We start from the raw sequence: 16,016 nt of genomic DNA, 5'->3' as shown, positions 1-16,016 counted from the left end.
TGTTCATTTTGTGGAACTTGTGACACCAGCTTGTTCAAATGTTGCCATTCCACTATGGCAAAGCGCTGCGGCTTTGACGATCCCTGCAGCCAAAGCAGCACCAGTACCTTCGCCAAGACGCATCCCAAGATCGAGAAGTGGCTTTTTGCCCATCTTCTCCAGAAGCAGCCTGTGGCCCGGTTCAGCAGATACATGGCCGAACAGGCAATGGTCGACAGCCGTTGGATTTGCTGCATAAAGTACTGCTGCTGCGGCACTTGCGACAAAACCATCGACGATAACCGGAATTTTCTCCATGCGTGCAGCGAGGATTGCGCCTGCCATAGCAGCGATTTCTCGGCCACCCAGACGGCGCAGCACTTCCAGCGGGTCTTTGAGGTGATCCTGATGAAGATTGACCGCGGCACGAACAGCAGCAAGCTTGCGTTGCAGAAGCTCACCAGTTGAACCTGTGCCTGGCCCGACCCAATCCTCAGCAGTGCCGCCGAAAAGCGCCAAAGAAATTGCAGCGGCAATCGTGGTGTTGCCTATCCCCATTTCACCGATGCAAAGAAGATCCGTGCCGCCCGCAATGCCTTCCATGCCAAATGCCATGGTAGCAGCACAGGTACGTTCGTCCATTGCGGCTTCTTCAGTGATATCGCCCGTCGGATGCTCCAGTGCGAGATCGAAAACCTTCAGGCCAAGATCATGTGCAATGCAGATCTGATTGATTGCTGCACCGCCAGCCGCAAAATTCTCCACCATCTGCGCAGTAACGCTTGATGGGAATGGCGTGATGTTCTTGGCAGTTACGCCGTGGTTACCAGCAAAAACTGCGACAAGCGGACGATTGATCTGCGGTATGGACTTGCCGGTCCATGCAGCCAGCCAGGCAACAATTTCTTCAAGCTGCCCGAGCGAGCCAGCAGGCTTGGTCAGAGTGGCGTCTCGTGCTCGTACAGTTGCTTCGGCACCAAGATCAGGCCCCGGCAGATTGCGGATGAGTTCGCGAAAATCGTCAAAAGGAAGGCCACTGGCGCTCATATCGTCTAGTCCAATCAATCAATGGAGGATGCAAAACTGTTGTGCTCGTCCTATAAGCACTTAATCAAATTTTCAAATCACCTCTTTGCGCCAAGCCTTATTGGCCGCAAATATTCGACCCAGTCGACGTTGTAGTTTTAAAGCGGAGCAAATAGTTGCAGCGAAATAGCTTTATAAGAGACACATTTCGTTCTCTGGGCTTTCTTAGCCGTTTGCCATTGCCTCAAAACTGGCTGACCACAACTGAAGATAGCATGGGCGATTCGCTCCGAAAAAGCTTGCGCGCGTTTCCTTTGGCTGGCGCTGTTCTTGGCCTTTTTGCAGGTATCGCCCTTCTGGTTTCAGATCATCTCGGCCTGCCTTCGGTTGTTTCGGGCCTAATCGCCGTTGGCGCACTGGCCGCCATGACCGGCGCACTGCACGAAGACGGGCTGGGTGATACAGCGGACGGCTTTTTTGGCTCATCCAACCCAGAACGTCGCCTCGACATCATGAAGGACTCACGCATTGGGACCTTTGCAGCACTGACACTCATCATCTGGACAGGCCTCAAGGTGGCACTGCTGGCCGCTATCATTGATCGCGCAGGTCCGTGCTATGCAGCACTTGCGCTTATCGGTGCAGAAGCTGCAAGCCGCGCTGCTATGCTATCGCTCTGGTATGGGCTGCCATCCGCACGCCCCGGTGGGCTCGCTGATAACCTTGGGCAACCAAGCTGGGAAACCCTCGTCTGCGCCTGTTCGCTGGGACTTGGCATCCTTATTGTGACGGCTATTCCGGTCGCCGGTCTTGCAGGTTTTATCAAAGCACTGCTCTTCAGCATTGTATTGATCTTCGGCTTTGCAAAGCTCTGCACTGCAAAAATTGGCGGGCAAACAGGTGATACACTGGGTGCCGCTCAACAGATTGGCGTTGCTGCAGTGCTGCTTGGCCTTGTCAGCGCGCTTTGAGGAAACCACATTCATTTCATGAACACGGCAACAATCGAATCGCCATGTATTCTGGTATGCGTAATCGACAGTCGGACAGGATTCTGTCTTGGCTGCGCCCGCACACTCGATGAAATTGCCGAGTGGTCCTCCATGGGCCAAGACGAACGGCGAGCAATCATGGCGCTTTTACCGACGCGACATGAAAGACTGGAAAAGAAGGAAGGCTGATGGGGCGTTTGTTCTGGATTGTGATTGCAGCCATTGCAGTCGTTATTTTGCTACTGATGGCCAATAATGACAGCGGCACAACGCTTGGCATTGCCAATGACGCCTTCGGTCAAGCCGCCTATATGGGCATATGGGGCGTTGTGCTTGCAGCTGGTCTGCTCGGCTCCGGTATCAAACTTACCGATTTCGTGCGCAACATGGCTGTTTGGGCTGTCATTATTCTCGGTCTCGTTGCAGCCTATCAATATCGCTATGAGCTTCAGGATGTTGGAAGTCGCATAACTGCTGGCCTTATTCCAGGCAGCCCGATTTCTGGTCGTGCATCTGATGGATCACTGACAGTCACACTGGCAAAATCGGCTAACGGACATTTTGAAGTCAATGGCCGCGTCAACGATGCCCGCGTGCATTTCCTTGTCGATACGGGAGCATCATCAGTGGTGCTTTCCAAGGAAGATGCCGAGCGAGCAGGTATCGACACATCGTCCCTTGCCTATAATGTGCCGATCAATACGGCTAACGGCAGAGCGACTGCAGCCAGCATCACAATCGCGACCCTACAGATCGGCGACATTCAGCGGCACAATATTCGTGCGATGGTGACACAGGAAGGTTTAATGACCGGCAGCCTGCTCGGCATGAACTTCCTGCAGACCCTTGGTGGTTTCAGCGTTCGCGGCGACCAGCTGATCATGATGGATTAGAGCGCGTTTCGATCTGAATGAATCAAATCAGCGCTCTAATCAGGCTGCTTCGTTGCACGCTTCGATGACGGACGCATAAGCCTGACGCAACACATCGCTGTTTGCACCGGGTTTGGTCGCATCGGTCGATAATATTTGGCGCCAACGACGTGCACCGGGTTGCCCCATGAACAGGCCAACCATATGGCGACCGATATGCGAAAGTCTGCCTCCATCGGCAATATGCCGGTCGACATATTCGCACATGGCTTCAATAACATCGGCGATGTCTTTCGGCTTTTCGGCGCTACCATAGATGAGCTGGTCAACGTCAGCCAGAAGCGCCGGATTATGATAAGCGGCACGCCCCAACATGACGCCATCTACATGGTTGAGATGCAAAGCAGCCTCTTCCAGCGTGCCTATACCGCCATTGATGCCCACAAACGGCGTGTTGAGGCGCTGTTTGAGGCGATAAACACGGTCATAATCAAGTGGCGGAATATCGCGGTTTTCTTTCGGTGACAGGCCTTTCAGCCATGCTTTGCGGGCATGAACCCAAAGCGCATCTGCGCCCGCTTGAAGCACCTGATCTGCAACGGCATCAAGTGCAGCTTCTGGATCCTGGTCATCAACGCCAATCCGGCACTTCACCGTGACCGGCACAGAAACAACCTCTTTCATGGCCGCAACGCAACGCGCAACGATATCAGGTGTCTGCATCAGGCAGGCGCCGAACGTTCCCGATTGAACGCGATCAGACGGACATCCGACATTCAGATTGATTTCGTCGTAACCGAAACCTTCGCCGATGCGTGCCGCTTCCTGCAATTTTACGGGATCAGAGCCACCGAGCTGCAAAGCAATAGGATGCTCGGTATTGTCAAACCCCATGAGACGGTCGCGCGGGCCGTGGATCGCCGCGTCAGCCACAACCATTTCCGTATAAAGCAGCGCATGTTTGGAAAACAGGCGATGAAAATAGCGACAATGCCTGTCAGACCAGTCGAGCATTGGCGCGACCGAAAACCGATAATCCGGATAGTTGCGATTTTTATCTGTTATTTCAGTCATTTAAACAACAATCCTGAGAAAGCGATTCACGCCGCTATTCGTTCTCGTCTTTTAGAGGTGGTGTCAGGTGGCGCAAAAAGCCACAAAGATGGCAAATGATCAAGTTTTGTCGCCAGATCCAGCACTCTCAATATAGGTGGCGCATCCGATTTTTCATACTCACGCCATGACAAACGCGATTCATCCGTCGAATACTGTGACTTTGCTCGCATTTCCGCATTATGATCTCTGACGAACAAACCCACCCGATTCTTGGCCCACAATTGGCATGAAATTCCGAGGACCTTATTTTGACCGATCTGTCCCCCTTCGATAAGCCGTTCGACGCCTTTCTGTTTGATATGGACGGCACTGTGCTTAGCTCTATTGCTGCAACCGAGCGCGTCTGGGGCCAATGGGCCATCCGTCATGGCATTGATCCGGTAACATTTGTTCCAACAATTCATGGCGTGCGTGCGGTCGATACTGTCCGTCGGCTCGGCTTGCCACATCTTGATCCAGATACGGAAGCTAAAATCCTGCTTGATGCGGAAATGGCAGATCTTGATGGTATCGTCGCGATTGAAGGCGTGCTGGACTTCCTGAACTCGCTACCCGAAGACCGCTGGGCAATCGTAACCTCTGCGCCAATCGAGCTGGCTCGCCGTCGCCTTCAGGCTGCTGGCCTTCCAATGCCAAAAACAATCGTCTCCGCGGAAGATGTTCAGCGCGGAAAGCCAAGCCCTGAATGCTTCCAGCTGGGCGCAAAGCGGCTTGGCTTCGATCCGCACAATTGTCTTGTGTTTGAAGATGCGCCTGCGGGCATTGTTGCCGGCGAAACTGCTGGCGCACGCGTCGTTGTTGTGACTGCCACACATCCGCATTCACCAGAAACATCGCATAAGAGCATCAACAGCTATAAAGAGTTGAAGCTGTCAGTAGATGCTGAAACAGGAATACTTTCGCTGGCAGACGCCACTATTTGATATGATGAGAATGACGCTTTAAGAGCGACCTTTGTGCGCCCAACAGGGCGCACGGCTCTCTAGAGCATTTCCTGTTTCGATTGAGCTATTGGAAATGCTCTACCCATTTGTATTTAAGCGCATCTTGTTCCGAAAGCCGCTTCGCACTTTTCGGGATGCGCTCTAGATCACGCGCCGTCCTTCACGCCAAACAGTACGGATGATCGGCACATGCTCGGCAATCTGCACACGCACCAGATCGCCACGCTTACCAATAGCAATTTCGCCTCGGTCCTGAAGACCAACAGCCTTCGCGGGATTGCTTGAAACGAATTTGATTGCTTGTGGGAGCGTGATTGCATCCATCACGTCAGCCATGAAAAACGCCGATTGCATCATGCTTGCCGGAATATAATCCGAAGAAATGATGTCGAGATGACCCGCTTCGGCCAGTTCTCGCGCCGAAACATTGCCGGAATGCGAACCGCCACGCACCACGTTTGGCGCGCCCATCAGAACAGACATCCCGGATTCTTTCGATGCCTTTGCGGCCAGATGCGTGGTCGGAAACTCAGCCACGCGAATGCCCTGCTCCGTTGCTTCTGCAACATGATCCACAGTTGCATCGTCATGGCTGGCAAGGACAATGCCACGTTCCGTGCAGGCATTGGCAATCGCTTTGCGCGTCGATGCCGAATATTGCTGCGATTGCCCCATGCGCTTTTCGCAATAGCGAATGAACTCTTCTTCCGAGACCTTGAGCTTACTCATGTAATAAGATTTGTAGGTCTCGATATCCGTGAACTGGCGTTGTCCGGGTGCATGATCCATCAGCGACACAAGCTTGACCAGTGGGTGAACGCCAAAGCGCTCGAATGCGCTCAAACAATCAGGCGCTGAAACCTCGCAGCGCAAATGCAGAAAATGATCCGCACGCAAGCGCCCCGCTTCCCGACCTTCAGCAATTGCCGAAGATAACTTGCGCATATCATCGATACCCGTCTGCGCTTCCTGATCAAAGCCGATCCGTAATGCGTCGAACACGGTCGTAATACCGGAAGCTGCAATCTGCGCATCGTGGGCCTGAACTGCTGCAATCGGGTTCCAACGCACCTTCGGGCGCGGTGCATAATGGCCTTCCAAATGGTCGGTGTGCAATTCCACCAGACCGGGTGTCAGATAATCGCCTTCCATATCTTCGCCAGATACGGACGAACCAGACGTGATATCGACAATAATGCCATCAACGATTTTAACGGTGCCGATGATAACTTCATCAGGCAACACGATATTCGCATTTTTAAGAACTGTTTCCGTCGTCATTCCTCAAGGCCTCCCCACGGCCCGCGAAGACCGTTTCGACACCTTATTACCACCCGTCAGCGGATGCAGCGAATGAATCTCGAACGGTGCACCTTTTTCTGGTTCAACGAACAAAGCCAGATTGGCTACCTCGACCTGATCCTCCAGCACGGGTGCAAAAAAATCGTCGAGCGTGCGCTCCACCTGTGAGCGCTGCTTCTCATCCACCGGACCGGTGAGCGTCATATGAAAGCGGAACTCGTCGAACACATAAGGGTAGCCCCAACGGTCAAGATTCTGCCGCTGCGCTTCGCTGAGACGCTCTGGACGGCGTTTGGCGATTTCCGCGTCACGCAAAGGCGCACGAAAACGATCAAATGACACTACAATGTCATTGGCGAGCTGATTGAGCTCTGCAACCGGTTCTTCAGGCACAAGTGCGAAGAACGGGCCAATGCCCTGCAGTTTCAAGCGCGGGATAACAAACGGTGCGCTTGATGACGCAAAATACATCAGCGCCGAAAGCAGATCGCTCTCCTGATATGCCTCATCCAGCCGGAAAGGCGCTTTCAGCGTCCCATGAAAACCATAACGACGCGGCTCTTCGGTCAATGCTGCGACATCTTCTGCGGCGAGAGTGCGAATCGCCGGAACCTTTACCGCCTCACCGCTAAACGCGCTGCGCCCAAGCCAGTTTGCGGCCACTTTAAGAAGCGCATCGCCCGACGGCGGCGTGAAATAAATCGCGTAACGCATAGTGATTCCTCTTTTGGCGCGATGCTTACACGCGGAATGTGGCAAGTCGATAAAGGGTAGATGACATCGGGATTTTACATCACGGCAAATTGGTATAGGCCTACGTCCGGTTAGAAATGAGGAGATGACTATGGGTGGTTTTGCGTCGATCGGTGAGTGCATGATCGAGCTTTCAGGCAATGATGGCGATCAATGGCGCATGGGATATGCCGGCGACACGCTGAATACGGCCTGGTACATGCGCGCTCTGACCGAGCAATCATACCCCGTGGACTACGTCAGTGCCTTCGGTGAGGACGATTTCTCGCAGAAGCAACGGGCATTCCTTGCTTCCAATGGCATTGGCATTGCGCAAAGCCCGGTCATTCAGGGCGTACACCCCGGGCTTTATGCGATCACACTCAATGGTGCGGAGCGCTCATTTACCTATTGGCGTAGCGATGCCGCTGCAAAGCGCCTTGCAAGCGACCGTCAGGCGCTGAAGGCCAGCCTTGCCGGGCGCGACATGATTTATTTCTCCGGCATTTCGGTAGCAATTGTGTTTGCAGAACACCGGGAAACGCTTTTTGAAACCCTGCGCGAATGCCGCGCGGAAGGCGCGCTTATTGCTTTTGACCCCAATTTCCGTCACCAGCTTTGGCCAGATCGGGAAGAAGCGAAAAAGATCATCAGCGAAGCAATGACGATCGCGGATATTGCCCTGCCGACCTTCCCCGACGAACAGGCACTATTTGGCGATGAAACCGCTCAAGCCTGCGCTGATCGGTTGATCGGATTGGGTGTGAAGGAAATCGTGGTCAAAGACGGCACCGAACCTGCGCTCATCATTGCCGATGGCAGACAAACGCTTGTTCCGTCGGTGAAAGCCAATGCCGTTGATACGACAGGCGCTGGCGACAGCTTTAACGGCGGTTATCTTGCTGCACGCCTCGAAGGCCTGTCACCTGTCGATGCTGCCCACAAAGCCCACGCAGTTGCGGCTCGGGTCGTTGAAATCCGCGGCGCGCTTGCTCCCATGGAAACAGCGCGCGCCGCTTATTCAGCGTGATTTAATCCCGCGAAAAAGTGAAATGGCTTGTCTGGGCGTAAACTTCGCCCGGACGGAGAATTGCCTGCGGCACGTATGGATATTCGAGAGAACCGGGCCAGACCTGCGGCTCAAGGCAAAAACCTGCATGTTTGCCGTAAGGCTTTCCGGTCAGGCCAATGCAATCATTCGCCATCGTATTGCCCGCGTAGAACTGAACGCCAGGTTCTGTCGTCTCGATATCAAGCCTAATCCCTGAGCGAGCTCCTTTAACGGAAGCGCATGGCCGTAACGGGCCGCGCGCAGCCGTCATGCAGAAATTGCTGTCATACTCGACCTGTTTGCCGTCCTCTTCGAAACGGATAGGGCGGAAATCCCGGAAATCATAAGCCGTTCCTTTGACTGGCAAAACACGCCCATCAGGAATCAGTGCCTCATCGACCGGCATATAGGCATCAGCCTCAATCTTGAGCTGGTGATCGAGAATATCGCCTTCGCCGCCGTCGTCGAGGTTGAAATAGCTATGATGCAAGAGATTGCAGACTGTTGGCTTATCGGTCACTGCTTCCAAACGCACAATCAACGTGCCTTTTGCGTTGAGCATATAAGTGCAGCTCACGTTGAGATTACCCGGAAAACCCATTTCGCCATCAGCCGCAAGCGTCGCAAGTGTCACGAAATCAGCACCTGAGCCGGTGATTTTCCAGACACGATTTCCGAGACCTTTGCTGCCGCCATGCAGATTGTGGATTCCCTGAAAATTCGGCTCTACCTCATAGACCTTTCCGTCGAGCACAAAGCGCGCATTGCGGATGCGGTTGGAAAAACGGCCGGCAATCGAGCCTAAATGGGGCGAATGCGCCGGGTAATCCGCAAAGTCACGATAACCTATGACCAAAGGAGCATCATGCCCTTGCATGCGGAGATCCTGTATGGATGCGCCCCATGTAATGATTTTTGCTTCAAGTGGACCGTTTGCGATCGTAAGCCGATGAACCGCCTGCCCGTCCGGTGCATATCCGAAAATTTCCGATGTCACTTTGTTCGCCCGTTTTGATGCATTTATGAGAGCCGCATCAAGCCGTATCATTCGAGCCTGCGCAAGAGGCTTTCGCAGCAACACTAACCCTTGCATTGCATTTTGATCTGAATGCATCAAATCGGCGCGCTATACCAAGGGGGTCTCAAGATGCTGGCGCTATCCACGCCTTGAAAAAATTCAATCGCCACTCCGGCTTAAACATCTCTAATTGAAGAATAATCTTATCGAGACCCGCTTTACCCCGATCAAATTACGACCCAATTTTATTCGAGGAATACAGAAACAAATAAATATTATTCCGTCACATGATAGTTTAAAATAACCATACTAAAAATACTTACTTTATCTTCATTATATAAATTAGGAATTCTAGCAATGAAGGAAAATTTCCAGAAAGTTATACCCTACATTTTTAGTGAAGAAGGTGGCTATGTTGACAATCCTCGCGATCCCGGCGGCGCCACGAATATGGGAATTACTCTATCTACACTCTCCGCATGGGAAGGCCATACAGTTTCGGCTGCCGACGTGAAGAGCCTTTCAAGCTCAACCGCAACGAAAATCTACCAACAGCAATTCTGGAACAAGATCGACGGTGACAGTCTTCCGTCAGGTATTGATTATGCTGTGTTCGACTTTGCGGTGAACTCCGGCCCCGGAAGAGCTGCCAAAACATTGCAGGCCACCCTCAACATGCCCCAGGATGGGGTCATTGGCGTCAAAACGATTTCCGCCCTTTCCGGCCGCTCTCCCGAGGCGGTTATCAATGCGCTTTGCGATGCTCGCGCCGCCTGGCTTAAAGGATTGTCCACAGCTTCGACATTTGGCGCGGGCTGGCTGGTCCGGGTTGAACGGGTTCGGTCACGCGCATTGATGCTGGCAGCGACACCAACCGTAACAGAACTTGCCAAACCGAATGCAAATGCCTCACCCAAAGCAAAGCAATGTGATACGGCGGTTAAGACTGTGCTTAAACACCCCGAAGCACTGGGAACTCTGGGAAGTGCGGCATCAGGTCTCGCAGCCATCGCTTCCGGCAATGGACCGGTACAATATGCGCTCGCGATTGTGATGCTTGCCTGTACTGCGGTCGGGCTTTGGTACTTCATAAAGCGAGTAAGAAGCGAACCGTGAACAACTCTTTTCCAACAATATTTCAAAAATTTGTAATTCGCTTTATGTTGCGCTTCGCGTAGCAGGCACCTTATATGCGCAATTAACGCTCTGGCTATTGTGAAAGCAATATGACTTTCCCTATCGCCGGAAACACGCTAGACACGCGCAGATACTCAGACGCATGCCTATTGAGGCATTGCACGAATAAAGGAATCGAAACTTGTCCTCTACTTTTGACAAAGTCGCCGACATCATCGCCGAAACCAGCGAACTCGACCGTGACACCATCACGCCGGATAGCCATACCATCGACGATCTTGGCATTGACAGCCTCGACTTCCTCGACATCGTATTCGCTATCGACAAAGCTTTCGGCATCAAGATTCCGCTGGAACAGTGGACGCAGGAAGTTAACGAAGGCAAGGCTCCGACCGAAGAATACTTCGTTCTGAAGAACCTCTGCGCCAAGATTGACGAGCTGGTCGCAGCCAAGAAGGGCTGAACAGCCACGCAAGCTGACGGTATTGAAGGGTGAACATCCGTGTTCGCCCTGATTCCGTTTCTGGAACAAGCAAGCATTCTTGAGCACAGCATTTACGGGCAGACCGAACCATGCAGAGCAATAAAGTCGTCATAACCGGCATTGGCATCATCTCCTCGCTAGGCGAAGGACTGGATGCGCATTGGAACGCTTTCTCCAAGGCAGGTACTGAACCTCGCCTCGAAAAAGAAAACTTTGCGCCTTACACAGTTCATCCGCTTGGCGAAGTCGACTGGGGTTTGCAAATCCCCAAGCGTGGCGACCAGCGCCAAATGGAGACATGGCAGCGACTTGGAACCTATGCGGCAGGCTTGGCACTTGACGATGCAGGTATCAAAAACGACGAAGCGCTTTGCGCAAGCATGGATATGATCGTGGGTGCCGGTGGCGGCGAGCGCGACATTACTGTCGATATGCAGATCCTAGAAGAAGGTCGCACCAGCAACAATCGCGGTGTGATGCTCAACGAAAAGCTGTCGACGGAGCTGCGCCCTACCCTGTTTCTTGCCCAGCTTTCCAATCTGCTGGCAGGCAACATTTCCATCGTCCATAAAGTGACTGGTTCTTCCCGTACCTTCATGGGCGAAGAAGGTTCCGGCATCGCGGCGATTGAAACGGCTGCTGCACGTATTCGTTCAGGCCAGAGCACCCATGCGCTGGTCGGCGGCTCTTATAATTCCGAACATTTCGACATGATTCTCGGTCACGAGCTTGGCGGCTTGCTCAAGCACGACGGCTGGACATCGCTCTGGGAACGTGAAGGCAGCGCCGGTGGCGGCATGATTTCCGGCTCTGGCGGGGTTTTCCTCGTGCTCGAAAGCGCAGACCATGCGCAAAAACGCGGTGCACGCGCCTATGCAGAGATTGCCAGCATCGAAAGCGCGCAGATCCGCCGCGATGCGGCTGATCTTGCCAAAACCGTGCATGAATTGGTGCTCGCAGCCAATGGCGGCGCAGAGCCTGGCTATGTTGTCTCCGGCGCTTCCGGTGCACATGAAGCAACGGCCGCTGAAAAAGCAGCTCTTGAAGGCGTTTCAGCCGCATATCGCGGCGTTGCAAGCCTGACCGGCCACCTGCGCGAAGCGCAGTTCCCGCTGGCCTTGGCACTTGCAGCCATTTCCGTCTGGAAGGGCGAAGCGTTTGCTCCATCGGGCCCATCTGAGAAGGCCATAGACGGAGCCGTCAGTGAAGCCATCGTCACCACCATTGGCGCAACACGCGCTGAAGGTGCTGCAAAGCTGGTGAGAGCATAAGATGACCAAATATACAGACCATCTCGGCCGTCCCATCGTTGCAATTACCGGTGCAGGCGTTGTTTCCTCCCTTGGGCAGGGCAAGGAAGACAACTGGGCTGCACTGACCGGTGGGCGTTCCGGCATTCATAAAATCACACGCTTCCCATCCGATAATCTCAACACGCGCTTTGCGGGTACTGTTGATTTTCTGCCTGAAAGCGAAGTTGGTGCATCACCTCTTTCGGAAGCGCTTGCACGGCTTGCCGGTGAAGAAGCCCTCGCCCAGTCCGGTCTTTCAGTGACCAATTTCGGCGGACCGCTTTTCCTCGCAGCCCCTCCGGTTGAACTCGACTGGAAAAGCCGCTTTGCACTTGATGCCAGCATCAAGGATGAAGGCCCCGCAAGCTATCAGCTTCTGCTCGAAGCCTGCCGCCGTGCCCGTCAGGATGCCCTCTTCAATACGACGCAGTTCGGCTACATTGCCGAGCGTCTGTCTGAGGCTTTTGGCACACGCGGCCTGCCGGTGACTCTGTCGACCGCATGTGCTTCGGGCGCAACTGCGATTCAGCTTGGCGTTGAAGCCATTCGTCGCGGCGAAAGTGATCGTGTTCTCTCAATCGGTACCGACGGATCGGTCTCGGCAGAAGCTCTGATCCGTTTCTCTCTGCTATCGGCGCTGTCCACGCAGAATGACAAGCCGGAAAAGGCATCCAAGCCATTCTCCAAGGATCGTAACGGCTTTGCCATGGCTGAAGGCTCCGGCGCTCTGGTTATGGAATCGCTTGAAAGCGCCATCGCACGCGGTGCAAAAGTGCTCGGCATTCTCGCTGGTTGCGGTGAAAAGGCTGATGATTTCCATCGCACCCGCTCCAAGCCGGATGCCTCACCGGCAATCGGCACAGTGCGCGCAGCACTTGCAGATGCGGGACTGACCGAAGATCAGCTTTCCTATGTCAATGCTCACGGCACTTCGACACCTGAAAATGACAAGATGGAATATCTTGCCCTTTCAACCGTGTTTGGTGAACGGCTTTCTTCGATCCCTGTTTCGTCCAACAAGTCGATGATCGGTCACACACTGACCGCCGCTGGTGCGATTGAAGCCGTATTCTCGCTGCTGACGATTGAAACCGGCACATTGCCTCCGACCATCAATTACGACAATCCAGATCCGGCAATTCCGCTGGATGTCGTGCCAAATGTTAAGCGTGATGGACAGGTTTCTGCCGTGCTTTCCAACTCATTTGGCTTTGGTGGACAGAACACGAGCCTTGTTTTGACGGCAAATCCGAATTAATCGGATCTGCAGTTATATATTCTCGGTAATCCCGGACAGCGAAACGCTGCCCGGGATTATGTCTTGAAAAGGATAAATTCATGCGCGCCCTACAGCTCCTCGACGATCGTCGCCTTGAAATGACCGATATTGCTCCGCCTGCCGCACCCGGCAATGGCGAAGTTACGGTCCGTATCAAGGCCGTCGCACTCAACCATATCGACGTATGGGGCTGGCGCGGCATGGCATTTGCCAAGCGTAAGATGCCACTGGTTATCGGCGCGGAAGCTTCCGGCATTGTCGATGCAATCGGCCCGGGCGTATCAAATGTTCTGCCAGGCCAGCTCGTGTCGATCTATGGCGCACGCACCTGTGGTCTGTGTAAGGCCTGCCGCGAAGGTCGCGATAATCTCTGTGAACACGTAGGCGGCGTTCATGGCTTCCATCTCGATGGCTTCGCCTGTGAAGCCGTTAATCTGCCAGCACGTCTGCTCGTTCCAGCACCTCCCGGCGTTGACGCCATTGGCGCTGCGGTCGCTCCTGTTACCTTTGGTACGGTCGAGCATATGCTGTTTGACAATGCGAAACTCCAGCCGGGCGAAACCGTTCTGGTTCAGGCTGGCGGTTCCGGCATTGGTTCGGCTGCGATCCAGCTTGCCAAGAAGATGGGCTGTACAGTCATCACAACGGTTGGCTCTGACGATAAGATCGAAAAAGCCAAGGCGCTGGGTGCCGATCACGTCATCAACTACCGCGTTGACCGCTTTGAAGGTGTTGTGCGTAAGCTCACCAAAAAGAAGGGCGTTGACGTTGTGTTTGAGCATGTTGGTGCCGACACATGGGCAGGCTCAATGCTCTGCATGAAGCGCGGTGCGCGTCTCGTCACTTGTGGTTCGACCTCCGGTGTTTCAACCAATATGAACCTGATGCAGCTCTTCCAGCAGCAGCTTAAAATCCTCGGCTCCTTCGGTTGCCGCATGGAAAACATGGCTGATGCGATGCAGAAAATGGCGCAGGGCGTTGTTCATCCAGTGATCGACACCATTGTCGGCTTTGACGACATCGGTACGGCTCTCAAGCGCATGGAAGGCCGCGACGTGTTCGGCAAGATCGTGTTGCAGATCGACTAAGCCTTTATGTTCAAGATTAAGCTTCTTCTCTTCAAATGGTCGCGTAAGCTCAAGCAGTTCAACTACTGGCTTTGGGCGCAGGCCGTCTTTATGGCTCTGGCGCTGCTGCGTCTCCTGCCTGCGAAAAGCGCAATCCGCTTTTCTGCATGGTTCGCACGCAAGGTGGGACCACTGACGCCACGGCACAAGGTGGCAACCAACAATCTGCGCCTTGCCTATCCTGAGAAGAGCGATGCTGAAATTGAAAAGATCGCCGTCGAAATGTGGGATTCGATGGCGCGTCTTTTCGCGGAATATATCTTTCTCGATGCGATATTCGATTTTGATCCCAATGCGACCGAGCCCGGTCTTATCGAAGTTGACGGCATTCCGATTTTCGAGCGTCTCCGCAACGAGACCAAGCCGCATATCTTTTTCACCGCACATACCGGCAATTTCGAGCTTCTGCCGATCTGTGCCGGTACGTTTGGTCTCGATGTAACAGCCCTCTTCCGCCCGCCGAACAATCCCTATATTGCGAAGACCGTCCTCAAAGCACGCAAAACCAATATGGGACATCTGGTGCCATCAAAGGCCGGTGCCGCTTGGTCGCTGGCGCGTGTTCTGGATGCTGGCGGTAATGTCGGGATGCTGGTGGACCAGAAGTTCCAGCGTGGCATTCCCTCCACCTTCTTTGATCGCCCGGTAAAAACCAATCCGTTGCTCGCCAAACTCGCGCGACAGTATGATTGCGATGTCTATCCGGCGCGCTGCATACGCCTGCCTGGCGGTCGATATCGGCTTGAGCTGAAAGAGCGCATGGAGCTGCCACGCGACGAAAAAGGCGAGATCGATATCGCCGCGACCGCGCAGCTTCTCAACGATACCGTTGAGGAATGGGTGCGCGAATATCCTGGCCAGTGGATGTGGTTCCACAAGCGTTGGGGCTAGAGACTCAATATCTGCGTTCGGTCAAAACTGGCCGGACGCATTTTTATTTTATGATGTGAAAACATCCTGCAAGGGAGACAACCATGCGTCCTATCGCTATCGCCCCATCCATCCTTTCCGCCGACTTTGCGCGTCTGGGAGAAGAAGTCGATGCCGTGCTTGAAGCCGGTGCCGACTGGATTCATATCGACGTTATGGATGGTCATTTCGTGCCGAACATCACGTTCGGTCCGCAGGTAGTGAAAGCAATTCGTCCACGCACCAAGGCTTTCTTCGACACGCATCTGATGATCGCGCCTTGCGATCCATATCTTGAACCATTTGCGGATGCTGGCTGCGATCTCATCACAATCCACGCAGAAGCTGGCGCACATACACACCGCTCGCTCCAGAGCATCCGCGCTTTGGGCAAAAAGTCTGGTCTGGCGCTCAATCCAGCAACCCCTGTCGAAGCATTGACCAACGTCATTGATGATGTTGATCTCGTTCTCGTCATGACGGTCAATCCGGGCTTTGGCGGCCAGAAGTTCATTGCGCCGATGCTCGACAAGATCAGCCAAGTGCGTGAGATGATTGGCGACCGCCCGATCGATATCGAAGTGGATGGCGGCATCACGCCTGAGACTGCCGGATCGGTTGTTGCAGCCGGTGCAAATATTCTCGTTGCGGGTTCTGCCGTTTACAAAGGCAACTCGGTTGAGAGCTATGCCGCTAACATCAAAGCCATTCGCGAAGCAGCAGAAGCTGCACGATAAACTGAAGCCACTTTTCCGG

The 16,016-nt window shown here is 53.8% G+C and carries 17 protein-coding genes; 12 read left to right on the top strand and 5 right to left on the bottom strand.

What is annotated here, in order from left to right; genetic code table 11:
- Window positions 1-3: 3 nt before the first annotated feature.
- On the bottom strand, window positions 4-1,026 hold the full coding sequence (gene cobT / locus KMS41_04170; GenBank protein QWK78444.1) for a nicotinate-nucleotide--dimethylbenzimidazole phosphoribosyltransferase: 1,023 nt from the start codon (window positions 1,024-1,026) through the stop codon (window positions 4-6).
- 155 nt (window positions 1,027-1,181) lie between these two features.
- Here cobT and KMS41_04165 point away from each other — a divergent pair, with 155 nt between their 5' ends.
- From KMS41_04165 to KMS41_04155, 3 genes are read left to right on the top strand one after another with little or no spacing between them, the layout of a single operon-like run.
- Complete coding sequence (locus KMS41_04165) at window positions 1,182-1,976, top strand: adenosylcobinamide-GDP ribazoletransferase (protein ID QWK78443.1); 795 nt, start codon at window positions 1,182-1,184, stop codon at window positions 1,974-1,976.
- Window positions 1,977-1,994: 18 nt separating this feature from the next.
- Window positions 1,995-2,186 (top strand): DUF1289 domain-containing protein, encoded by a 192-nt coding sequence (locus KMS41_04160; GenBank protein ID QWK78442.1) that lies wholly within the window; start codon window positions 1,995-1,997, stop codon window positions 2,184-2,186.
- The gene (locus KMS41_04155; protein ID QWK78441.1) at window positions 2,186-2,890 is read left to right on the top strand and encodes a TIGR02281 family clan AA aspartic protease; all 705 of its coding nucleotides are present in this window, start codon (window positions 2,186-2,188) and stop codon (window positions 2,888-2,890) included. The genes KMS41_04160 and KMS41_04155 overlap by 1 nt, the downstream gene beginning before the upstream one ends.
- A gap of 39 nt (window positions 2,891-2,929) precedes the next feature.
- On the opposite strand, the gene dusA is transcribed toward KMS41_04155, so the two are convergent.
- Entirely contained in the window at window positions 2,930-3,943 is a 1,014-nt protein-coding gene (gene dusA / locus KMS41_04150) for a tRNA dihydrouridine(20/20a) synthase DusA (GenBank protein ID QWK78440.1), read from the bottom strand.
- Between the two features lie 290 nt (window positions 3,944-4,233).
- Here dusA and KMS41_04145 point away from each other — a divergent pair, with 290 nt between their 5' ends.
- Window positions 4,234-4,908: an HAD family hydrolase gene (locus KMS41_04145; GenBank protein QWK78439.1), complete on the top strand. Its 675-nt coding sequence runs from the start codon at window positions 4,234-4,236 to the stop codon at window positions 4,906-4,908.
- A 162-nt stretch (window positions 4,909-5,070) separates the two neighbouring features.
- On the opposite strand, the gene KMS41_04140 is transcribed toward KMS41_04145, so the two are convergent.
- Window positions 5,071-6,210, bottom strand: coding sequence for an alpha-D-ribose 1-methylphosphonate 5-triphosphate diphosphatase (locus KMS41_04140; protein ID QWK78438.1), 1,140 nt, complete (start codon window positions 6,208-6,210; stop codon window positions 5,071-5,073).
- A gap of 3 nt (window positions 6,211-6,213) precedes the next feature.
- Entirely contained in the window at window positions 6,214-6,945 is a 732-nt protein-coding gene (locus KMS41_04135; GenBank protein ID QWK78437.1) for a DUF1045 domain-containing protein, read from the bottom strand.
- A 130-nt stretch (window positions 6,946-7,075) separates the two neighbouring features.
- Here KMS41_04135 and KMS41_04130 point away from each other — a divergent pair, with 130 nt between their 5' ends.
- Window positions 7,076-7,993, top strand: a complete 918-nt coding sequence (locus KMS41_04130) for a sugar kinase (GenBank protein QWK78436.1) — start codon at window positions 7,076-7,078, stop codon at window positions 7,991-7,993.
- A gap of 1 nt (window position 7,994) precedes the next feature.
- Here the strand turns inward: KMS41_04130 and KMS41_04125 are convergent, their stop codons facing one another.
- Window positions 7,995-9,011 (bottom strand): galactose mutarotase, encoded by a 1,017-nt coding sequence (locus KMS41_04125; protein QWK78435.1) that lies wholly within the window; start codon window positions 9,009-9,011, stop codon window positions 7,995-7,997.
- Between the two features lie 378 nt (window positions 9,012-9,389).
- On the opposite strand from KMS41_04125, the gene KMS41_04120 reads away from it, so the two are divergent.
- The 7 genes from KMS41_04120 (at window position 9,390) to KMS41_04090 (ending at window position 15,997) form a co-directional block, all read left to right on the top strand.
- A complete protein-coding gene (locus KMS41_04120) occupies window positions 9,390-10,148 on the top strand; it encodes a glycoside hydrolase family 108 protein (protein ID QWK78434.1) in 759 nt (252 codons plus the stop codon).
- 202 nt (window positions 10,149-10,350) lie between these two features.
- On the top strand, window positions 10,351-10,632 hold the full coding sequence (locus KMS41_04115) for an acyl carrier protein (protein QWK78433.1): 282 nt from the start codon (window positions 10,351-10,353) through the stop codon (window positions 10,630-10,632).
- Between the two features lie 110 nt (window positions 10,633-10,742).
- Complete coding sequence (locus KMS41_04110) at window positions 10,743-11,924, top strand: beta-ketoacyl-ACP synthase (GenBank protein ID QWK78432.1); 1,182 nt, start codon at window positions 10,743-10,745, stop codon at window positions 11,922-11,924.
- Between the two features lies 1 nt (window position 11,925).
- Window positions 11,926-13,203, top strand: coding sequence for a beta-ketoacyl-ACP synthase (locus KMS41_04105; GenBank protein QWK78431.1), 1,278 nt, complete (start codon window positions 11,926-11,928; stop codon window positions 13,201-13,203).
- Window positions 13,204-13,283: 80 nt separating this feature from the next.
- Window positions 13,284-14,312 (top strand): zinc-binding dehydrogenase, encoded by a 1,029-nt coding sequence (locus KMS41_04100; protein QWK78430.1) that lies wholly within the window; start codon window positions 13,284-13,286, stop codon window positions 14,310-14,312.
- A 6-nt stretch (window positions 14,313-14,318) separates the two neighbouring features.
- Entirely contained in the window at window positions 14,319-15,242 is a 924-nt protein-coding gene (locus KMS41_04095) for a lipid A biosynthesis lauroyl acyltransferase (GenBank protein ID QWK78429.1), read from the top strand.
- 83 nt (window positions 15,243-15,325) lie between these two features.
- The gene (locus KMS41_04090; GenBank protein QWK78428.1) at window positions 15,326-15,997 is read left to right on the top strand and encodes a ribulose-phosphate 3-epimerase; all 672 of its coding nucleotides are present in this window, start codon (window positions 15,326-15,328) and stop codon (window positions 15,995-15,997) included.
- The last annotated feature ends 19 nt before the right edge of the window (window positions 15,998-16,016 follow it).

This window comes from Ochrobactrum sp. BTU1 (assembly GCA_018798825.1).
In the GTDB taxonomy this organism is placed as follows: Bacteria; Pseudomonadota; Alphaproteobacteria; order Rhizobiales; family Rhizobiaceae; genus Brucella.
This window is presented reverse-complemented; position numbering and strand designations above follow the sequence as displayed.

What these genes read in the sequence shown, in the direction of transcription:
- cobT (QWK78444.1), bottom strand. Translation starts at nt 1,026, where the DNA reads ATGAGCGCCAGTGGCCTTCCTTTTGACGATTTTCGCGAACTCATCCGC.
- KMS41_04160 (QWK78442.1), top strand. Translation starts at nt 1,995, where the DNA reads ATGAACACGGCAACAATCGAATCGCCATGTATTCTGGTATGCGTAATC.
- KMS41_04155 (QWK78441.1), top strand. Translation starts at nt 2,186, where the DNA reads ATGGGGCGTTTGTTCTGGATTGTGATTGCAGCCATTGCAGTCGTTATT.
- dusA (QWK78440.1), bottom strand. Translation starts at nt 3,943, where the DNA reads ATGACTGAAATAACAGATAAAAATCGCAACTATCCGGATTATCGGTTT.
- KMS41_04140 (QWK78438.1), bottom strand. Translation starts at nt 6,210, where the DNA reads ATGACGACGGAAACAGTTCTTAAAAATGCGAATATCGTGTTGCCTGAT.
- KMS41_04135 (QWK78437.1), bottom strand. Translation starts at nt 6,945, where the DNA reads ATGCGTTACGCGATTTATTTCACGCCGCCGTCGGGCGATGCGCTTCTT.
- KMS41_04130 (QWK78436.1), top strand. Translation starts at nt 7,076, where the DNA reads ATGGGTGGTTTTGCGTCGATCGGTGAGTGCATGATCGAGCTTTCAGGC.
- KMS41_04120 (QWK78434.1), top strand. Translation starts at nt 9,390, where the DNA reads ATGAAGGAAAATTTCCAGAAAGTTATACCCTACATTTTTAGTGAAGAA.
- KMS41_04110 (QWK78432.1), top strand. Translation starts at nt 10,743, where the DNA reads ATGCAGAGCAATAAAGTCGTCATAACCGGCATTGGCATCATCTCCTCG.
- KMS41_04105 (QWK78431.1), top strand. Translation starts at nt 11,926, where the DNA reads ATGACCAAATATACAGACCATCTCGGCCGTCCCATCGTTGCAATTACC.
- KMS41_04100 (QWK78430.1), top strand. Translation starts at nt 13,284, where the DNA reads ATGCGCGCCCTACAGCTCCTCGACGATCGTCGCCTTGAAATGACCGAT.
- KMS41_04095 (QWK78429.1), top strand. Translation starts at nt 14,319, where the DNA reads ATGTTCAAGATTAAGCTTCTTCTCTTCAAATGGTCGCGTAAGCTCAAG.
- KMS41_04090 (QWK78428.1), top strand. Translation starts at nt 15,326, where the DNA reads ATGCGTCCTATCGCTATCGCCCCATCCATCCTTTCCGCCGACTTTGCG.